We start from the raw sequence: 16390 nt of genomic DNA, 5'->3' as shown, positions 1-16390 counted from the left end.
CGCTCAGCCGGCGAGGAAGCCGCCGATCGCGGCAGCGACCGCCTGCGGATGCTCCATGTGCAGGTGGTGCCCGCCGGGGAGCACCCGCAGTTCGCCGGCGGGCAGCAGCGCGGCGCGCGCGCGGCGCAGGCGATCGGGCAGGTAGGGCTGGGCCGGGTCGGCGAACAGCACCCTGGTCGGACAGGCGATGCCCGCCACCAGGTCCTCGACCTGGGCCTCGGTCATGCGCACCATCGTCGGCAAGGTCAGCCGCGGATCGCTGCTCCAGCTCCAGCCGCCCTCCACCGCCAGCATGCCGCGCTCGACCAGGAGCCGCGCCGCGGCATCCGCCAGGCCGTTGGCCTTCATGCGCGCGCGCACCGCCAGTTCGATGTCCGGGAACACGCGCAGGCGCTTGTCCTTCAGCGCGCGCACGGAGGCCACCGCGTCGCGCAGGCGCTCGACGGTGCGGCCGGGCTCTTCCGACAGCGCACCCAGGGCCTCGATCGCGACCAGCCGCTCGATGCGGTCGGGGCAGGCCGCCGCCACCAGGCTGGCGATGCCCGCACCCATCGAATGCCCGAGCAGCGCGAAGCGCTCCCAGCCCAGCGCATCGGCAATGTCGAGCACGGTGTGCACGGCACCCGCGAACGAGTAGTCCATGCCGCGCGGCAGGTGGTCGCTGGCGCCGTGGCCCGGAAGGTCCGGCGCCACCAGGTCGATCGCGCCCAGCAGCGGCGCGAGCGGCACGAAACTCGCGGCATTGTCGAGCCAGCCGTGCAGGGCCAGTACGCGCGGCGCGCCGGCGTCGCCGGTCCGCAGTCCGCGCACGGTGCCCATCGGCAGGGCGAGCGCGAAGTCGCGCATCAGCGCGATGCTTCGAAGGCGCGGGTGGCGATCCCCGCGATCGCGCGCGCATGCGCCGGCGCGTCGTTCAGGCAGGGGATGTAGGACAGCTCCGTGCCGCCGGCCTCGCGGAAGAACTCCGCGTTCTGCAGCGCGATCTCCTCCAGGGTCTCCAGGCAATCGGCGGCAAAGCCCGGACAGGCGACGTCGACGCGGCGCACGCCCTCGCCGGGCAGCGCGCGAACCGTGGCATCGGTCGCGGGCGACAGCCATTTGCCGCCGCCGAAGCGCGACTGGAACGTCGCCTGCCACGCCGCGTCGGGCAGTTCGAGCGCGGAGGCGATCGCGCGCGCGCCGGCCAGGCACTGCCGCTGGTAGGGATCGCCCTGGTCCACCAGCCGCTGCGGGATGCCGTGGAAGGAAAACAGCAGCCGGTCGCCGCGCCCGTGCGCCGCCCAGTGGGCGCGGATCGAATCGGCCACAGCGGCGACCCAGGCGGGATCGTCGTGGTAGTCCTCGACCATGCGCGCGGCCGGCATCTCGCGCGCGACGACGTCGCCCATCGAGGCCGTGGTGGTGGTCGAGTACTGCGGGTACAGGGGCAGGACCAGCACGCGTGCGCCCTCGCCGCGCAGTTCGCGCAGCCGGCGGGTGAGCGCGGGCTCGCCGTAGCGCATCACGTGCTCGACGTGCACGCCGGGCAGCAGCCCCTGCACCGCCTGCGCCAGCCGGCGGGTATGCACTTCAAGCGGCGAGCCACCCTCCATCCACACCTCGGCGTACTTGTGGGCGACCTTGCGCGAACGCAGCGGCAGCACCACCAGGCGCAGCAACGGCTGCCAGAACAGGCGCGGCAGCTGCACCACGCGCGGGTCGGACAGGAACTCGAGGAGGTAGCGCGACACGGCGCCCGCGGTCGGTGCCGGGGGCGTGCCGAGGTTGGCCAGCAACAGGACATCGCGGGCGGGAGGGACGGCTTCGGTCATGGGGCGGCTGCTGGCGTCGTACATGCGGGCGTGGCCCGACAGTGTACGGTCCGGGCATGGCCGCAGCGGCGCCACCCGGGCTCACCGCCGATTCATGGCCACGCGCATAGCCTGACGGCCCACGCGGCGCGCGGTCGACATCCAACACGCCGCGTCGCATCCTTCCGAACCATGCATCCGCCACGGAGTCGTCCATGACCGCCAAGCGCCACCTGCTCCGCCTGCCCGTCCTCGCAGCCGCGCTGTGCCTCGCGCTGGCCGCCGCGCCTGCGTCCGCCGGCCCCGCCGAGGATGCGCGCGCGCTCAACGCGGTGCGCGTGCTCACCGACATCCAGGCGATCCCGGAGTCGGCGATCCCGGAAAAGCTTTTCGACGAAGGCCACGCGATCGTGGTCGTGCCCGACACCATCAAGGCCGGCCTGGTGATCGGCGGCCGCCGCGGCCACGGCCTGATGTCGGTGAAGAACCCCGACGGCACCTGGTCCAACCCGAGCTTCGTCAAGCTGACCGGCGGCAGCATCGGCTTCCAGGCCGGCGTGCAGTCCTCCGACGTGGTGCTGGTGTTCCGCAGCCAGCGGGGCCTGGAGTCGATCGTCAACGGCAAGTTCACCCTGGGCGCCGACGCGGCCGTGGCCGCCGGCCCGCTGGGCCGCAACGCCTCGACCGCCACCGACGGCGAGCTCAAGGCCGAGATCTGGTCGTGGTCGCGCGCGCGCGGGCTGTTCGTCGGCGTGGCGCTTGACGGCGCCGTGCTCTCGATCGACGACGAGGCCAACGAGGCCGCCTACGGCCCCGACACCACCCCGCGGATGATCTTCGAGGGCCGCGCCACCGGCCAGCCTTCGGTCGCGGTGGTCGACTTCCGCGACAGTCTGGAGGAAGCCACGGCCTTGGCGCGCGCCAACCGCGGCACCGAAGGCGCTTCGCATGCCGCCGCCGGCAGCTACGCCGCGCCGGTGGCCGCACCGGCCCCGGGCACGCAGTCCACGGGGGCGCAGACCGCTCCCCTGGTCAGCGAACGCCTGCCCCCGCAGGGCCCGAGTGCATTCCAGCCGGTCGACGAGGCCCCGGTGAGGTCCGAGCCGCTTCCCGCGGACGACCTGCCGGCGCCGCTTCCCGATCCCATCGACTGACGCACCGGATGCACCGCCCGCGGTCCATGCCGCGGGCGAGTTGGTATCCTGAGCGCCCGAACACACGCAGGTAGCGGCATGGGCAGTTTCAGCATCTGGCATTGGATCATCGTCCTGGTGGTCGTGCTGCTGATCTTCGGTACCAAGCGCCTCCGCGGCGCCGGTCGTGACCTGGGCGAGGCCGTGAAGGGCTTCAAGAAGGGCATCGCCGACGACGACGACAAGCCGGCCGGCCAGCTCGGCGACCAGACCCGCGACGGTGAGCGCAAGGCCGAACGCGACAACGACTCCGTGCAGCGCTGATCCCGGCGCGGCGGGCCGCTCGGCATGTTCGACCTCGGTTTCGGCGAGCTGATGCTCCTCGCGCTGGTGGCGCTGGTGGTGCTCGGACCCGAGCGCCTGCCGAAGGCCGCGCGCTTCGCCGGTCTGTGGGTGCGGCGCGCGCGCGCGCAGTGGTATTCGGTGAAGTCCGAGCTGGAGCGCGAGATGGCCGCCGAGGACCTGAAAGAGAACCTCGATGCCGCGCGCACCGCCGCCACCGACCTCGAGCGCGGCGTGCGTTCGGCCGTCAGTGATGTCGATCGCGAGGTCCGCCAGGCCGGCGAGGATGCGCAGCGCGGGCTCGTGACGCTTCGCGACGGGCTCGCCGCCGGCGTCGAGCCCGGGGCCAGCAGTGGCGCCGCTGCGGACGCCGCCAAGGGCCTGGCCACCGGCGACCCGACCGCCGACGCCGACGCCGACGCACACGCCGGCACCGGCACCGGCACCGGCATCGCAATGGACACCGACGCCCCGCCCGCCGGCCCGCCCGGCGGCGACGCCCCTCCGGCGGGCAGCGGAGGCCGCGATGGCTGCTGAAGGCGACGGCCACATCTTCGACCACCTGCTCGAGCTGCGCAGCCGGATCATGCGCGGGCTGGCCGGCCTGGGCGTGGTGCTGCTGGTGCTGCTGCCCTTCGCCAACAGGCTCTATGCCTGGCTGTCGGCACCGTTGGTGGCCAAGCTGCCCGAAGGCGCGCACCTGATCGCGGTCGAGGTCGCCTCGCCGTTCTTCGCACCGCTGAAGCTGGCGTTCTTCGCCGCCGTGGTGCTGAGCATGCCGTGGCTGCTCTACCAGGCCTGGGCCTTCGTGGCGCCCGGGCTGTACAAGCGCGAGAAGCACCTCGCGCTGCCGTTGCTGGCGAGCTCGCTGCTGCTGTTCTACGCAGGCTGCGCCTTTGCCTTCTACATCGTGCTGCCGTCGGTGTTCGGCTTCCTCACCATGGTCACGCCGGAAGGCGTGGCGATGATGACCGACATCAACGCCTACCTCGACTTCGTGCTGGTGATCTTCCTCGCCTTCGGCATCAGCTTCGAACTGCCGGTGGCGCTGGTGATCCTGGTGCTGCTGGGCTGGGTCACGCCCGCGCAGCTGAAGGAATCGCGCGGCTACGCGATCGTCGGCATCTTCATCCTGGCGGCGGTCATCACCCCGCCGGACGTGATCTCGCAGCTGCTGCTGGCGATCCCGATGTGCCTGCTGTACGAGGCCGGGATCATCGCCGCGCGCATGGTCGCGCCGCGACCCGACGCCGCCGCCGGCGACCGCGACGCCGGCTGATGCGCCCCGCCGGCTTCTGGCGGCGCTGCGCGGCATGGTCGCTTGATGCGGCGCTGGTGGCCTTGCCGGTGCTACTGCTGTGCCGGGCGTCCATGAATCGCGCCGCGGCCGGCGTTGGCGGCGCCTGGGACGGGCTGGTGGACGCCGTGGCCCGGCGCATGGCCGCGGCCATCCATTCCATGCCGGCGCCGATGGATCCCGCCGACCCCTCCGCCTCGATCGGACTCGCCCGCGACTGGCTGCACGATCCCGCACTGCTCGCCGCGGCGACCGCCCTGCAGTCGGCGCTGGCCGGGCTGCTGGCGTGGCCGATGGCACTCTTCGTGGCCCTGTTCATGGCCTGGTGCGTGGGCTTCGAGCGCTCGCCGCTGCAGGCCACGCCCGGCAAGCGCGCGCTGGGCCTGCGCGTGGTCGATCGTTCCGGTGGGCGCATAGGGACGGCTGCCGCGCTGGCGCGGTTCCTGGCCGGCACGCTGTCCTGGCTGAGCCTCAACATCGGCCACCTGCTGGCCGGCGTCGCGCCCGATCACGCGGCGCTGCACGACCGGCTCAGCCGGACCCGCGTGGTGCGTGCCGCCGGCGCGCCGGAGCGGATGCCGGCATGGGCCGGCGCATGGCTGGCACTGCAGGCGGCTGCGTGGCTGGCGGCGATGGCCTGGATCGCGCAGGCGATGGCCGTGCCGATGCAGGCGGCGCTCGACCGCGCACTGTGGGGCTGAGCCCCGTCAGGCCACTACTTCGTGCTGGCTGTCCACCCCGGACGGGCCGCCGCAGACGTCGCGCCACATGTAGTACATGACGCCGAACATCACCACGTACAGCGCCACCATCGCCGCGAGATAGGCCGGTGCGGCAAGCACCATGCCCAAGGCAGGGTGCACCAGGGTGCCCACGCCCATCAGCACCGCCACCAGCAGCCCCAGCAGCAGCAGCGCCAGCATCCCGCCCACGGTCACCACGATGCTCAGCACCAGCAGCGGCAGCAGGTTGCGCAGCGCGCCCAGCAGGCCATCGCGCAGGGCCTCGCCGATGCCGCGGCCACCCAGTGCGACCTGTCCAAGGGCGATCGCATAGGCGCCGTTGAAAAACATGCCGACGATGAACAGCAGGCCGAGGAAAGTCCCCAGGCCGCTGGGCAGCGGCGGCAGCACCGGCGTGGTGCCCGGCTCGGCGCCCTCGAGCGCCTCGAACACCGAGCCGATCTGCGCGAAGAAGTCGCCGCCGAAGGCGAACGCCACCGCGCCGAACAACACCATGCCAATCACGATCAGGCCCAGCAGCACGCCGATCACCCGGCCCGCGCCCTGCCCGCCGCCGAACACGTCGAAGATCGCCGCCGCGCGCACGGGCGCGCCGGTTTCACTGCCGTGCAGCAGCCGCAGGTAGCCGGCGAACAAAGGGCCCATCACCAGCAGCGAGAACAGCACCGAGAACCCCATCAGCGCGATCATCACCCCGGCGCTGGTGACGCCCATGACGCTCTGCACGACGATCTGGATGAGGCTGGGGACCAGCGCGACCAGCATCATCAATGCCGCGCCGCCAAGGACCGCGCGCGGGTTCCCGCCGCCCAGGTTCACGGCGTTCAGCAGCCAGCGCCAGCCCGAAGCCGGGCCCATCGTTCGTGTACTCATCCAGTGTCCCCGGTTGCAAGTCTGTCCGTGGCCGTGCCACGCCCACGTATCGTAACCCGGCGGCCTCAGGCGTGGCGGCGTGCCCGGCGCACGAACCGCCGCAGCACGCGACGTGCGTCGGGTGCTGCGCGCACCGCGGCGCGCATGGCGTCGGGGTCCAGGCCTTCGGCGGCCAGGCTGTCGCTGCGCGCCTCGATGTAGCCGCGCATGTGCCCGGCGCTGAACTCGGGGTGGAACTGCACGCCCCATGTCGCGTCGCCCCAGCGGAAGGCGTGGACGTCGTCGAGATCCGAGGACGCAAGCCCGATGGCAGCCGGGGGCAGTGCGAGCACGCTCTGCAGGTGGGTGGCCTGCGCCAGGAAGCGCTCCGGCAGGCCGGCGAACAGCGGGTCGTTGCCCGCCTCGGGGCCGGGTACGATGGCCACCGTGCCCATCTCGCGCCCGCGCGGATTGTCGGCCACGGTGCCGCCCAGCGCATGCGCCAGCAGCTGGTGGCCGTAGCAGATGCCGAACACGTGCGCGCCGGCGTGGGCGGCGTCTCGCAGCCAGTCGGCGGCGCGTTCACTCCAGGGCTCGCGGTCGCTGACCATGGCGCCTGACCCACTGACCAGCACGCCGGCGTAGCCGCGATGCGACTGCGGCGTATCGCCGGACTGCACGTCGACCACCTCGATTTCGTCGCGCGACAGCCCTGCGGCGGTGCGGATCCAGTGCGCGAAGCCGCCGTGGCGACGCATCGAAGCCACGGGACGGCCGGTCTCGAGGACCAGGAAGGGCGGTGTGTTCCGGAACATGCGTGCGACCCTGAAACTTCAGCCGCGCGGGGCGCGCGGGAGCGGCCGCTATACTAGCCCGCCCTCCATCCACGCCGCCCCGGCGGGCACGGACCGCGCATGACCGCACCCACTTTCCAGCAGCTGATCCAGCGGCTCAACGACTTCTGGGCCGCTCAGGGCTGCGTGCTGGTCCAGCCGCTCGACCTCGAGGTCGGCGCCGGCACTTTCCACCCGGCGACCTTCCTGCGTTCGCTCGGGCCGGAGCCCTGGAACGCCGCCTACGTGCAGCCCTGCCGCCGTCCCACCGACGGCCGCTACGGCGAGAACCCCAACCGCCTGCAGCGCTACTATCAGTACCAGGTGGTGATGAAGCCCTCGCCCGACAACATCGTCGAGCTGTATTTCGAATCGCTGAAGAGCGTGGGCGTGGACCCGCTGGTGCACGACCTGCGCCTGGTCGAGGACAACTGGGAGTCGCCGACGCTGGGCGCCTGGGGCCTGGGCTGGGAGGTGTGGCTCAACGGCATGGAGGTGACCCAGTTCACCTGGTTCCAGCAGGCCGGCGGCATCGAGTGCAAGCCGGTGCTGGGCGAGATCACCTACGGCCTCGAGCGCCTGTGCATGTACCTGCAGAACGTCGACGACGTGTTCGACCTGGTGTGGACGCACGGCCCCGACGGCAGGCCGGTCACGTATCGCGACGTGTACCACCAGAACGAGGTGGAGCAGAGCACGTACAACTTCGAGCACGCCGATGTCGCCGAGCTGTTCCATCGCTTCGACGCCTGCGAGGCCGAGGCGATGAAGCTGGTGGAACTCGGCCTGCCGCTGCCCGCCTACGAGCAGGTGATGAAGGCCAGCCACAGCTTCAACATGCTCGATGCCCGGCGCGCGATCAGCGTCACCGAGCGCCAGCGCTACATCCTGCGCGTGCGCAGGCTGTCGCAGGCGGTCGCCGAAGCCTATTTCGCGCAGCGCGAGAAGCTCGGCTTCCCCGGGCTGAAGTCCGCCGCGAAGAACGTCGCCTGACAGGGAGTCACAGCGCATGACCGAGATCTTCTCCATTGCATTCGTGTACGCCTGGTCCGCGCCGGTGGCGTTCGGATTCTTCGCCGCGTACTGGGCGCAGCAGACCGGGCGCAACGCGTGGCTCTGGCTGCTGTTCGGCGTGCTGCTGATGCCGCTGGCCGGCATCGTCCTGCTGATGCTCAACGGCGACCGCAAACCGACCACGCCGGACAACGGCCTGGGCCACCTCATCGCGGTCAACAAGGACCTTCCGTGACCGATACCGCTCCACTCCTGATCGAACTGGGCACCGACGAACTTCCCGTCGCCGCGCTGCCGGGCCTGGCACGTGCGTTCCTCGACGGTGTCCGCGACGCACTCGCCGCGCGTGGCATCGCCTTCGCCGAGGGCGCACGGCCGCTGTACGGTCCGCGCCGGCTCGCCGTCCTGCTGGACGGGGTGGCCACGGTGCAACCCGACCGCGCGTCCGAAGTGCTGGGCCCCTACGTCAACATCGCCCTGGACGCCGAAGGCCAACCGACGCGTGCGCTGCAGGGTTTCGCTCAGAAGGCCGGCGTCGACTGGAGCACGCTCGAACGCACCACCGACCAGAAGGGCGAGCGTTTCGTGCACCGCTCGGTGACAACCGGCGCCGCCACGCGCGACCTGCTGCCCGCGGTGCTGGACGAAGCCATCGCGGCGATCCCGGTGCCCAAGGCGATGCGCTGGGGCGCGCACGCGCACGCCTTCGCCCGCCCCGTGCACTGGCTGGTGGTGCTGCTCGGCGGCGACGTGGTGCCGGCCAGCGCCTTCGGCATCGCGTCCGACCGCATGAGCCGCGGCCATCGCTTCATGCACGACAAGCCGGTATGGATCGGCGCACCCGGCGACTACGTCGACGCGTTGCGCGGTGCGAAGGTGCTGGTGGATCCCGAAGAGCGCCGCGCCGCGATCGTCTCCGGCGTCGAGTCCGCAGCCACGAAGGCCGGCGGCACCGCGCGGATCGAGCCCGGCAACCTGGCGCAGGTGGAATGCCTGGTCGAATGGCCATCGGCCGTGGCCTGCTCCTTCGACCCCGGCTTCCTGGCCGTGCCGCAGGAGGCGCTGGTGGCGACCATGGAAGCCAACCAGAAGTTCTTCCCGGTGCTCGGAGAAGACGGCCGCCTGACCGAGCACTTCATCGGCGTGGCCAACATCGCCTCGCGCGACGAATCCGAAGTGCGCAAGGGCTACGAGCGCGTGATCCGCCCGCGCTTTGCCGACGCCGGGTTCTTCTTCGACGAAGACATGAAGCAGGGGCTGTCGGCGATGAACGACGGCCTGGCCAGCGTGACCTACCAGGCGAAGCTGGGCAGCGTGGCCGACAAGGCGGCGCGCGTGGCCGCGCTGGCGGAGGCGCTGGCACCGGCGGCGGGGATCGACGCGGCGCTTGCGCGCCAGGCCGCGCTGTTGTCGAAGGCCGACCTGCAGTCACGCATGGTCAACGAATTCCCCGAGCTGCAGGGAATCGCCGGGCGCTATTACGCGATCCAGGATCCAGCGCTTGCCGGACTGTCACCAGGCGATCGCGAGGCGCTGGCCAATGCGCTGGACGAAGCCTGGCAGCCGCGCGGCGCCGGCGACGCCATCGCGCCTTCGCCGCTGGGCCGGCTGCTGGCGATCGCCGAACGCATCGACACCCTGGCCGGCGGCTTCGCGGCCGGGCTCAAGCCCACCGGCAACAAGGATCCTTTCGCCCTGCGCCGCAACGCGCTGGCGCTTGCGCGCACGATCATCGAAGGCGGGCTGGAGCTGGATGTCCACGGAATGCTGGAGTCCGCACGTCGGCTGGCATTGGCCGCCATGGTCGACACCGCCGACTCCGCACTCGCCTCCGCGAGCGGCGAGAAAGAGCAGGCCCGCGCCCGCAAGTCCCTGGAGCAGGCGGTTGCCGAGCGCGACGCGGACCAGCAGTCCGCCGTCGACGAACTCTACGACTTCGTCATCGAGCGCCTGCGCGGCTACTACGCCGGCCGCGGCGTGCCGGTGCAGCAGTTCAATGCCGTGGCCGCGCTGCGCCCGGCGTCGCTGCGTGACTTCGACCGCCGCATCGACGCCATCGCCAGCTTCGCGAAGCTGCCCGAGGCCGAGGCCCTGGCCGCCGCCGACAAGCGCATCCGCAACATCCTGCGCAAGGCCGAAGGCACGGTGCCCGATATCGTGGATCCCACGCTGCTGCAGGAGCCGGCCGAACAGGCCCTGGCCGCCGCGGTGGAATCCGCCTACGCCGACACCGGCGCGCCGCTTGCCGCCGGCAACTACGGCGATGCGCTCGCGCGCCTGGCCCGGCTGCGGCCGCAGGTCGATGCGTTCTTCGACGCGGTGATGGTCAACGCCGAAGATCCCGCCCTGCGCGGCAACCGCCTGGCGCTGCTGCAGCGGCTGTCCTCGCGACTGGGCAGCGTGGCGGCCATCGAACACCTGTCGGCCTGACACCGGGCCCGGGCCGGATTGCGTTAATCGCGCCTCGACACGCCCCCGGTATCCTTCATCGATGCATCCGCCCCGCCGCGCACTCCTCGCCGCCCTTCTGCTCGCAGCCACCGGCGGCGCGCATGCCGTCAGCGTCTCCTCGGTCGAGGTCAAGGGCCTCGACGACGAGATGGAAGAAAACGTCCGCACGTCGCTGTCGCTGGTCGATGCCATCGGCGATGAACTGGGCTGGCGCCGCCTGGGCTACATGCTTCGCGCCGCGGGTGACGAGACCCGCGAGGCGCTGGAACCCTTCGGCTACTACTCGCCGCGGATCGTGGTCGAGCGCGTGCGCAACGGCGAGCGCCGGGTGGTGCTGGACACCGCTGCGACCGAGGGCCAGGACGCGGCCGATACCGCGGCCGCGACCGCGGCCGTGGTCCGCGAGGCCGACCGGGCGCCCGGGCGCGCGCGCGACGACGCGCAGGCGCAGGCGCCGGTTTCAGTGGTGATCACGGTCGAACCCGGCGACCCCGTGCGCGTGCGCCGCGCCGACATCGCCATCATCGGCGACGGCCACGACGATCCCTACCTCAGCGAGGAGGTCGACGACTTCCTCCCGCGCGAAGGCTCGGTGCTGCACCATCCCACCTACGAGGCCAGCAAGGCGCGGATCAGCCGCCGCCTGTCCGAGCGCGGCTATTTCGACGCCGACTTCTCCGCGCGCCGGGTCGCGGTCACCCGCGCCGAGGAGGCCGCCGACATCGAGCTGGTCTGGACCAGCGGCGACCGCTACGACATGGGCGCGACCCGCTTTACCCAGACGCCGCACGAGGTCGTCGACACCAGCCTGCTCGAACGCCTGGTGTACTGGGAAGAAGGCCAGTACTACCACCAGGGCCGGCTTGACCGCCTGCGCACCTCGCTCAATTCGCTCGACTATTTCAGCCGCGTCGACATCACCCCGCGCCCCGGGGAGGCCGAGGACGGCCGGGTGCCGGTGGACGTGGTCCTGACACCCGCCAAGCGTGACGTCTACACCGCCGGCCTGAGCTACGGCACCGACAGCGGCGCCGGCGTGCGCCTCGGGCAGGAGCGCCGCTACGTCAACCGCCGCGGGCACAAGGCGCTGTGGCAGGTGGACTATGCCCAGAACCGCAAGACCCTGACCCTGCAGTACCGCATTCCCGCCTTCCGCTGGCTGGACGGCTGGTACACCGCCAGTCTGCAGGCCGCCGACGAGCAGACCGACTACATCGACACCCGGCGCATCGAGTTCGTCGCCAGCCGCAGCGGCCAGTACAGCCGCGAGCTCAACCTGGTGGCCTCGGTGCACGCGCTGCGCGAGCGCTGGGCCTACGAGTACGAAGCCGACACCGACCCGACGACGCCACCGGTGTACCGGTACGCGACGTTCACCTATCCATCGCTGCGCGCGACCTACGTCGATCTCGACGACGCGCTGTTCCCACGCGGCGGCTACAGCGGCAGCCTGCTGCTGCGCGGCGGCGTGGAAGGCGCGGGCTCCGAGGCCAGCTTCGCCCAGTTCCATGCGCGCGCGCACTGGTATCTGGGCATCGGCGACAGCGACCGCCTGATCCTGCGCGGCGAGTACGGCCGCACCGAGACCAGCGCCCTGGTCGGCATGCCGCCGAGCCTGCGTTTCTACGCCGGTGGCGACGGCAGCATTCGCGGCTACGAATGGCGCGAGGTCGGCCCGCGCGTGGTCGACGACGACGACGACAGCTTCGCACTGGGCGCGCGCCATGTGTTCACCGCCAGCGCCGAGTACGAACACTACTTCCGCGGCGGGCCCTGGGGCATCGGCGCCTTCGTCGACACCGGCAGCGCCTACGACGGCTCGCCCGACCTGCGCACCGGCGTCGGCGTCGGCCTGCGCTGGCAGACCCCGGTCGGCCCGCTGCGGCTGGATATCGCCCGCGGACTGGACGATCCGGATTCACCCTTCACCCTGCATCTCAACATCGGGACCAGCCTGTAATGGCCGGCACGCCCGACCCAACCCCCGAAGAGCGCGAGGCGCGGATCGCGGATCTGCGCGCGCGGCGCAAGGCACGCATGCGCGCGCTGGCGGTCCGCAGCGGCATCGGCATCGCGGCGCTGGTGGCGCTGGTGCTGGTGGTGGCGTGGTGGCTGCTGTCGACGCTTGGCGGCCGCGACTTCCTGCTGTCACAGGTGGTGTCGCGCCTGCCCGCCGGGACCACGCTGGAATGGCGCGATGCCGAAGGCCCGGCGTCCGGGCCGCTGACGCTGCACGACGTCGCCTTCCAGCAGCTGGTCTGCCCCGAAGTCGACGACACGCCGGTGCCCTACGGCCAGTGCGCGGCGCCCAACGCGCTTCGCTTCAGCGCCAGGCGGGTCACCATCGACCCGGCGCTGCGACCGCTGCTCGGCCGCGTGCTGCGCCTGGACGCGGCCGAGGTCGAGGGCGCGGTGCTGGAGCTGCCGCCGTCCGACGACGGCGAACCGTTCTCGCTGCCGCGCTGGCCCGAGGTGCTGCCGCAGGTCGAACCACCGCTCGGCCTGCAGGCCGACGCCATCGAGATCGACGGTTTCCGCGTGCTGCGCGGCGGCGAGCCGATGATCGACATCGCCAGCGTCCGCGGCGGCATGGAGGCACGCAGCGGGCTGCTGCGCCTGCAGGACATCGTTGTCGACAGCGACCGCGGCGTGTTCAGGGCCGGCGGCGAGTACGCGCCCGGCGACGACTACCGCATGGACCTCACCGCCTCGGCGGTGCTGCCGGCGCCCGCGGGCAGCACGCGGCCGCGCCTGGGCCTGGTGGCACGCGGCAACGTGGCCGCGCTCGACGTGGCACTGTCCGGGCATGCGCCGGCGCCGGTGCGCGCGCGCCTGGGCCTGCGCGGCGGCGAGGACGCGCCGCGCTGGACGTTCACCGCCGCCAGCGAAGCGCTCGATCCCGCGCTGCTGGCCGGCTTCGGCGAGCCCGGCACGCCGCTGGCCTTCGACCTCGACGGCCGCGGCACCGGCGGCCGCGCCGAGCTGCAGGGCGACATCGCGTACGGCGAATTCCGCGCCACCCTGCAGCCCTCGCTGGCCATCCTCGACGAACAGGTGCTGGAGTTCGATCCGCTGGTGGTCGACGTGCTCGGCGGCCGCATCACCGTCACCGGCCGCGGCGACTTCGCCGATCCGCAGGCCGCCAGCGTCCGCTACGCGGTGCTTGCGCGCGGCCTGGCCTGGGCACCGACGCCCGCGGACGGTACCGCCGCCGATCCCGCCGCGACCGTGCACGCCGACGCCGATATCGGCCTGGCCGGCACCGCCGAGGCCTGGGCCGTGGTCGGCCAGGCCACGCTCACCCGCGATGGCGAAGCCGCCGAGGTCGAGCTGCGTGGCCTCGGCGACCAGTCGCGCCTGGACCTGCGCAGCCTGGTCGCGCGCACGCCCGGCGGCAGCCTGGACGGCAGCGGGCACGTGGCCTGGGCGCCGGCGCCGGGCTGGTCGATCGATGCCGAACTCGCCGGCTTCGACCCCGGCTACTTCGCCCCCGATTTCAGCGGCGCGATCGACGGCCGCATTTCATCCACCGGCAGTACGCGCGACGACGGCGGCCTCGAGCTCACCGTCGATGCCAACGACCTTGGCGGCCAGCTGCGCGGACGCCGGCTCTCCGGCAGCGCCAGCGTCGCCATGCACGGCGCCGCCACCGGCAGCACCGCGCCGGCGGCCTACGAGGGCGAGGCCGCGCTCAGCGTCGGAGGCAGCCGGATCGACGCCCGTGGCCACATCGACCAGCAGCTGGACATCGAAGCTTCGCTGGCGCCACTGCAGCTCGACGACCTGCTGCCCGGCACCGCGGGCCGCATCGAGGGCACGCTCACCGTCGCCGGCGCACGCGACACTCCCGACCTGCAAGCCGACCTCGACGGCAGCGGGCTGCGCTACGGCGACTACAGCGCCGACAGCCTGACGCTGCGCGGCCGCCTGCCCTGGCGCAGCGGCGGTGGAGAGCTTGCGCTGGAAGCCCGCGGCGTGCAGGCCGGCCTGGCGCTGGACACGCTGGCGCTGCGCGCGCGCGGCGCCGTGGAGGACCTGCAGCTCGACGCCGAGGCCCGCGGCGACATCGGCCACGCGACGCTGTCGGGCGGCGCACGCCGCGGCGGCAACGGCCTCTGGCGCGGCGCGCTCGACGCGCTCCAGGTCGCGCCTTCGCTCGGCGCCGCCTGGCGCCTGCAGTCCGCGGCCGCCTTCGCGCAGGCCTCCGGCGGACGCTGGACGCTGTCGCCGGCCTGCCTGGCGCCGGAGGTCGGGGGCCACCTTTGCGCCAGCGCCGACTGGCCGCGGCAAGGGCTGTCGATCGACGGCGAACAGCTGCCGCTTGCGCTCGTCGCACCGTACCTGCCGAAGCAGGACAGCGGCCGTCCGTGGTTCCTGGAAGGCCTGATCGACATCGACGGCCGCCTGCGCCCGGCCGGAAACGCCTGGCAGGGCCACTTCAACGTCGCCTCGACCGGCGGCGCCCTGCGCACCAGCGCGCGCTCGCGCCGCGACGTGCTGTCCTACAGTGGCCTGGCGCTCGACGCCGAATTCGATGCCAACCGCATCGCGGCAACGCTCGGGCTGGGCTTCAACGGCAACGGCCGCATCGACGCGCAGCTACGCACCGGCTGGGACGCCTATGCGCCGCTGGAAGGCAATATCACCGCCGCCACCAGCGAGCTGACCTGGCTTGAGCTGTTTTCGCCCGACATCGTCTCGCCCGAGGGACGCCTGGACGCCGACGTCAGCCTGGCCGGCACCCGCGCCGAGCCGCGGCTTGGCGGCAGCGCGGCCCTGACCGGCTTCAGCGCCGAGATCCCGTCGCTTGCCATCGCGATCGTGGACGGCCAGGCGCGGCTGGAGGCCCTGCCCGACGGCAGTGCGCGCATCAGCGGCACGCTTGGCACCGGCGGCGAAGGGCGATTGGCGATCGACGGCAGCCTCGGCTGGCAGACGGAGGGCTCGCCGTTGCTGCTGCGGGTGCGCGGCGACAACGTGCTGCTGTCCGACACCCGCGACCTGCGCGCGGTCGCCAGCCCTGACATCGAGGTGCGCTATGCCGCCGGCCGGCCGCTGCAGGTCAGCGGACGGGTGCTGGTGCCGAGCGCGCGCATGGACCTGGAGCGCCTGAGCGACGGCGTCTCGGCCTCGCCGGACGTGGTGGTGCTGGATCCGGTGGATCCCGAAGACGGCCCGGCACTGCCGATGGAGCTCGACCTGACGCTGGCGATGGGCGACGACGTGCACCTGAACGGCTTTGGCCTGCAGGGCGAGCTGACCGGCGAACTGCGCGTGCTCTCGCGCGCCGGTCGTGAGATGACGGGCCAGGGCATGCTCGAGGTCGGCGGCCGCTACGAAGCCTATGGCCAGGAGCTCGCGATCACCCGCGGCCGCCTGGTGTGGTCGAACACGCCGGTCTCCGACCCGGTGCTCGACATCCGCGCCGAGCGCAAGGTCGGGGACGTGACCGCCGGCATCAACGTCGACGGCCGCGCATCGTCGCCGCGCGCCCGGGTCTGGACCGATCCCGCCAGCGACGAGTCGGAAGCCCTGGCCCTGCTCGCGCTGGGACGTCCACTGTCGAGCCTGAGCGGCCGCCAGGCCAGCGACCTCGATGCCGCATCCGCGGCGCTCAACGCCGGCGGCAGCCTGCTGGCCGGGCAGCTGGGCAAGCAGATCGGCCTCGACGACGCCGGCGTGATGGAGTCGCGCGCGCTCGGCGGCAGCGTGCTCGGCATCGGCAAGCAGCTGTCACCGCGGCTCTACGTCGGCTTCGGCGTGTCCCTGCTGGGCACCGGCCAGGTGCTGACGCTGAAGTACCTGCTGCGCAAGGGCTTCGACGTTGAAGTCGAATCCAGCACCCTGGAAAGCCGCGGCTCGGTCAACTACCGCCACGAACGCTAGCCGGCTTTCGCTGGAGCGGCTGCAGCCGTGAAGCCATTGTGGGAGCAGC

14 protein-coding genes are annotated in these 16390 nt (G+C 72.3%); 10 read left to right on the top strand and 4 right to left on the bottom strand.

The window, feature by feature from the left end; all coding sequences use genetic code 11:
- Window positions 1-3: 3 nt before the first annotated feature.
- On the bottom strand, window positions 4-846 hold the full coding sequence (locus tag WCE39_RS09020; RefSeq protein WP_343276353.1) for an alpha/beta fold hydrolase: 843 nt from the start codon (window positions 844-846) through the stop codon (window positions 4-6).
- On the bottom strand, window positions 846-1811 hold the full coding sequence (gene hemH, locus WCE39_RS09015) for a ferrochelatase (protein ID WP_343276352.1): 966 nt from the start codon (window positions 1809-1811) through the stop codon (window positions 846-848). The genes WCE39_RS09020 and hemH overlap by 1 nt, the downstream gene beginning before the upstream one ends.
- Window positions 1812-2005: 194 nt before the next feature.
- On the opposite strand from hemH, the gene WCE39_RS09010 reads away from it, so the two are divergent.
- The 5 genes from WCE39_RS09010 (at window position 2006) to WCE39_RS08990 (ending at window position 5263) form a co-directional block, all read left to right on the top strand.
- On the top strand, window positions 2006-2944 hold the full coding sequence (locus WCE39_RS09010) for a lipid-binding SYLF domain-containing protein (RefSeq protein WP_343276351.1): 939 nt from the start codon (window positions 2006-2008) through the stop codon (window positions 2942-2944).
- Between the two features lie 78 nt (window positions 2945-3022).
- Window positions 3023-3247, top strand: a complete 225-nt coding sequence (tatA, locus tag WCE39_RS09005; protein ID WP_343276350.1) for a Sec-independent protein translocase subunit TatA — start codon at window positions 3023-3025, stop codon at window positions 3245-3247.
- A gap of 24 nt (window positions 3248-3271) precedes the next feature.
- Complete coding sequence (gene tatB, locus WCE39_RS09000; protein WP_343276349.1) at window positions 3272-3802, top strand: Sec-independent protein translocase protein TatB; 531 nt, start codon at window positions 3272-3274, stop codon at window positions 3800-3802.
- Window positions 3792-4544, top strand: coding sequence for a twin-arginine translocase subunit TatC (tatC, locus tag WCE39_RS08995; protein ID WP_343276348.1), 753 nt, complete (start codon window positions 3792-3794; stop codon window positions 4542-4544). Before tatB ends, tatC begins: the two co-directional genes overlap by 11 nt.
- The gene (locus WCE39_RS08990) at window positions 4544-5263 is read left to right on the top strand and encodes an RDD family protein (protein ID WP_343276347.1); all 720 of its coding nucleotides are present in this window, start codon (window positions 4544-4546) and stop codon (window positions 5261-5263) included. Before tatC ends, WCE39_RS08990 begins: the two co-directional genes overlap by 1 nt.
- Before the next feature lie 6 nt (window positions 5264-5269).
- Here the strand turns inward: WCE39_RS08990 and WCE39_RS08985 are convergent, their stop codons facing one another.
- Together WCE39_RS08985 and WCE39_RS08980 are read right to left on the bottom strand one after the other, a co-directional pair.
- On the bottom strand, window positions 5270-6178 hold the full coding sequence (locus WCE39_RS08985; RefSeq protein ID WP_343276346.1) for a hypothetical protein: 909 nt from the start codon (window positions 6176-6178) through the stop codon (window positions 5270-5272).
- Between the two features lie 65 nt (window positions 6179-6243).
- On the bottom strand, window positions 6244-6972 hold the full coding sequence (locus WCE39_RS08980; protein WP_343276345.1) for a glutamine amidotransferase: 729 nt from the start codon (window positions 6970-6972) through the stop codon (window positions 6244-6246).
- A 99-nt stretch (window positions 6973-7071) separates the two neighbouring features.
- Between WCE39_RS08980 and glyQ the strand changes: the two genes are divergently transcribed.
- The 5 genes from glyQ (at window position 7072) to WCE39_RS08955 (ending at window position 16341) form a co-directional block, all read left to right on the top strand.
- On the top strand, window positions 7072-7983 hold the full coding sequence (gene glyQ, locus WCE39_RS08975) for a glycine--tRNA ligase subunit alpha (protein WP_343276344.1): 912 nt from the start codon (window positions 7072-7074) through the stop codon (window positions 7981-7983).
- Window positions 7984-7999: 16 nt separating this feature from the next.
- Window positions 8000-8239, top strand: coding sequence for a hypothetical protein (locus WCE39_RS08970; protein WP_343276343.1), 240 nt, complete (start codon window positions 8000-8002; stop codon window positions 8237-8239).
- Window positions 8236-10434: a glycine--tRNA ligase subunit beta gene (glyS, locus tag WCE39_RS08965; protein ID WP_343276342.1), complete on the top strand. Its 2199-nt coding sequence runs from the start codon at window positions 8236-8238 to the stop codon at window positions 10432-10434. Before WCE39_RS08970 ends, glyS begins: the two co-directional genes overlap by 4 nt.
- 61 nt (window positions 10435-10495) lie before the next feature.
- Entirely contained in the window at window positions 10496-12415 is a 1920-nt protein-coding gene (locus tag WCE39_RS08960; RefSeq protein ID WP_343276341.1) for an autotransporter assembly complex protein TamA, read from the top strand.
- On the top strand, window positions 12415-16341 hold the full coding sequence (locus WCE39_RS08955; protein WP_343276340.1) for a translocation/assembly module TamB domain-containing protein: 3927 nt from the start codon (window positions 12415-12417) through the stop codon (window positions 16339-16341). Before WCE39_RS08960 ends, WCE39_RS08955 begins: the two co-directional genes overlap by 1 nt.
- Window positions 16342-16390: the final 49 nt, after the last annotated feature.

Source organism: Luteimonas yanweni, assembly GCF_039548475.1.
Classification (GTDB): domain Bacteria; phylum Pseudomonadota; class Gammaproteobacteria; order Xanthomonadales; family Xanthomonadaceae; genus Luteimonas.
This window is presented reverse-complemented; position numbering and strand designations above follow the sequence as displayed.

What these genes read in the sequence shown, in the direction of transcription:
- WCE39_RS09020 (WP_343276353.1), bottom strand. Translation starts at nt 846, where the DNA reads ATGCGCGACTTCGCGCTCGCCCTGCCGATGGGCACCGTGCGCGGACTG.
- hemH (WP_343276352.1), bottom strand. Translation starts at nt 1,811, where the DNA reads ATGACCGAAGCCGTCCCTCCCGCCCGCGATGTCCTGTTGCTGGCCAAC.
- WCE39_RS09010 (WP_343276351.1), top strand. Translation starts at nt 2,006, where the DNA reads ATGACCGCCAAGCGCCACCTGCTCCGCCTGCCCGTCCTCGCAGCCGCG.
- tatA (WP_343276350.1), top strand. Translation starts at nt 3,023, where the DNA reads ATGGGCAGTTTCAGCATCTGGCATTGGATCATCGTCCTGGTGGTCGTG.
- tatB (WP_343276349.1), top strand. Translation starts at nt 3,272, where the DNA reads ATGTTCGACCTCGGTTTCGGCGAGCTGATGCTCCTCGCGCTGGTGGCG.
- tatC (WP_343276348.1), top strand. Translation starts at nt 3,792, where the DNA reads ATGGCTGCTGAAGGCGACGGCCACATCTTCGACCACCTGCTCGAGCTG.
- WCE39_RS08990 (WP_343276347.1), top strand. Translation starts at nt 4,544, where the DNA reads ATGCGCCCCGCCGGCTTCTGGCGGCGCTGCGCGGCATGGTCGCTTGAT.
- WCE39_RS08985 (WP_343276346.1), bottom strand. Translation starts at nt 6,178, where the DNA reads ATGAGTACACGAACGATGGGCCCGGCTTCGGGCTGGCGCTGGCTGCTG.
- WCE39_RS08980 (WP_343276345.1), bottom strand. Translation starts at nt 6,972, where the DNA reads ATGTTCCGGAACACACCGCCCTTCCTGGTCCTCGAGACCGGCCGTCCC.
- glyQ (WP_343276344.1), top strand. Translation starts at nt 7,072, where the DNA reads ATGACCGCACCCACTTTCCAGCAGCTGATCCAGCGGCTCAACGACTTC.
- WCE39_RS08970 (WP_343276343.1), top strand. Translation starts at nt 8,000, where the DNA reads ATGACCGAGATCTTCTCCATTGCATTCGTGTACGCCTGGTCCGCGCCG.
- WCE39_RS08960 (WP_343276341.1), top strand. Translation starts at nt 10,496, where the DNA reads ATGCATCCGCCCCGCCGCGCACTCCTCGCCGCCCTTCTGCTCGCAGCC.
- WCE39_RS08955 (WP_343276340.1), top strand. Translation starts at nt 12,415, where the DNA reads ATGGCCGGCACGCCCGACCCAACCCCCGAAGAGCGCGAGGCGCGGATC.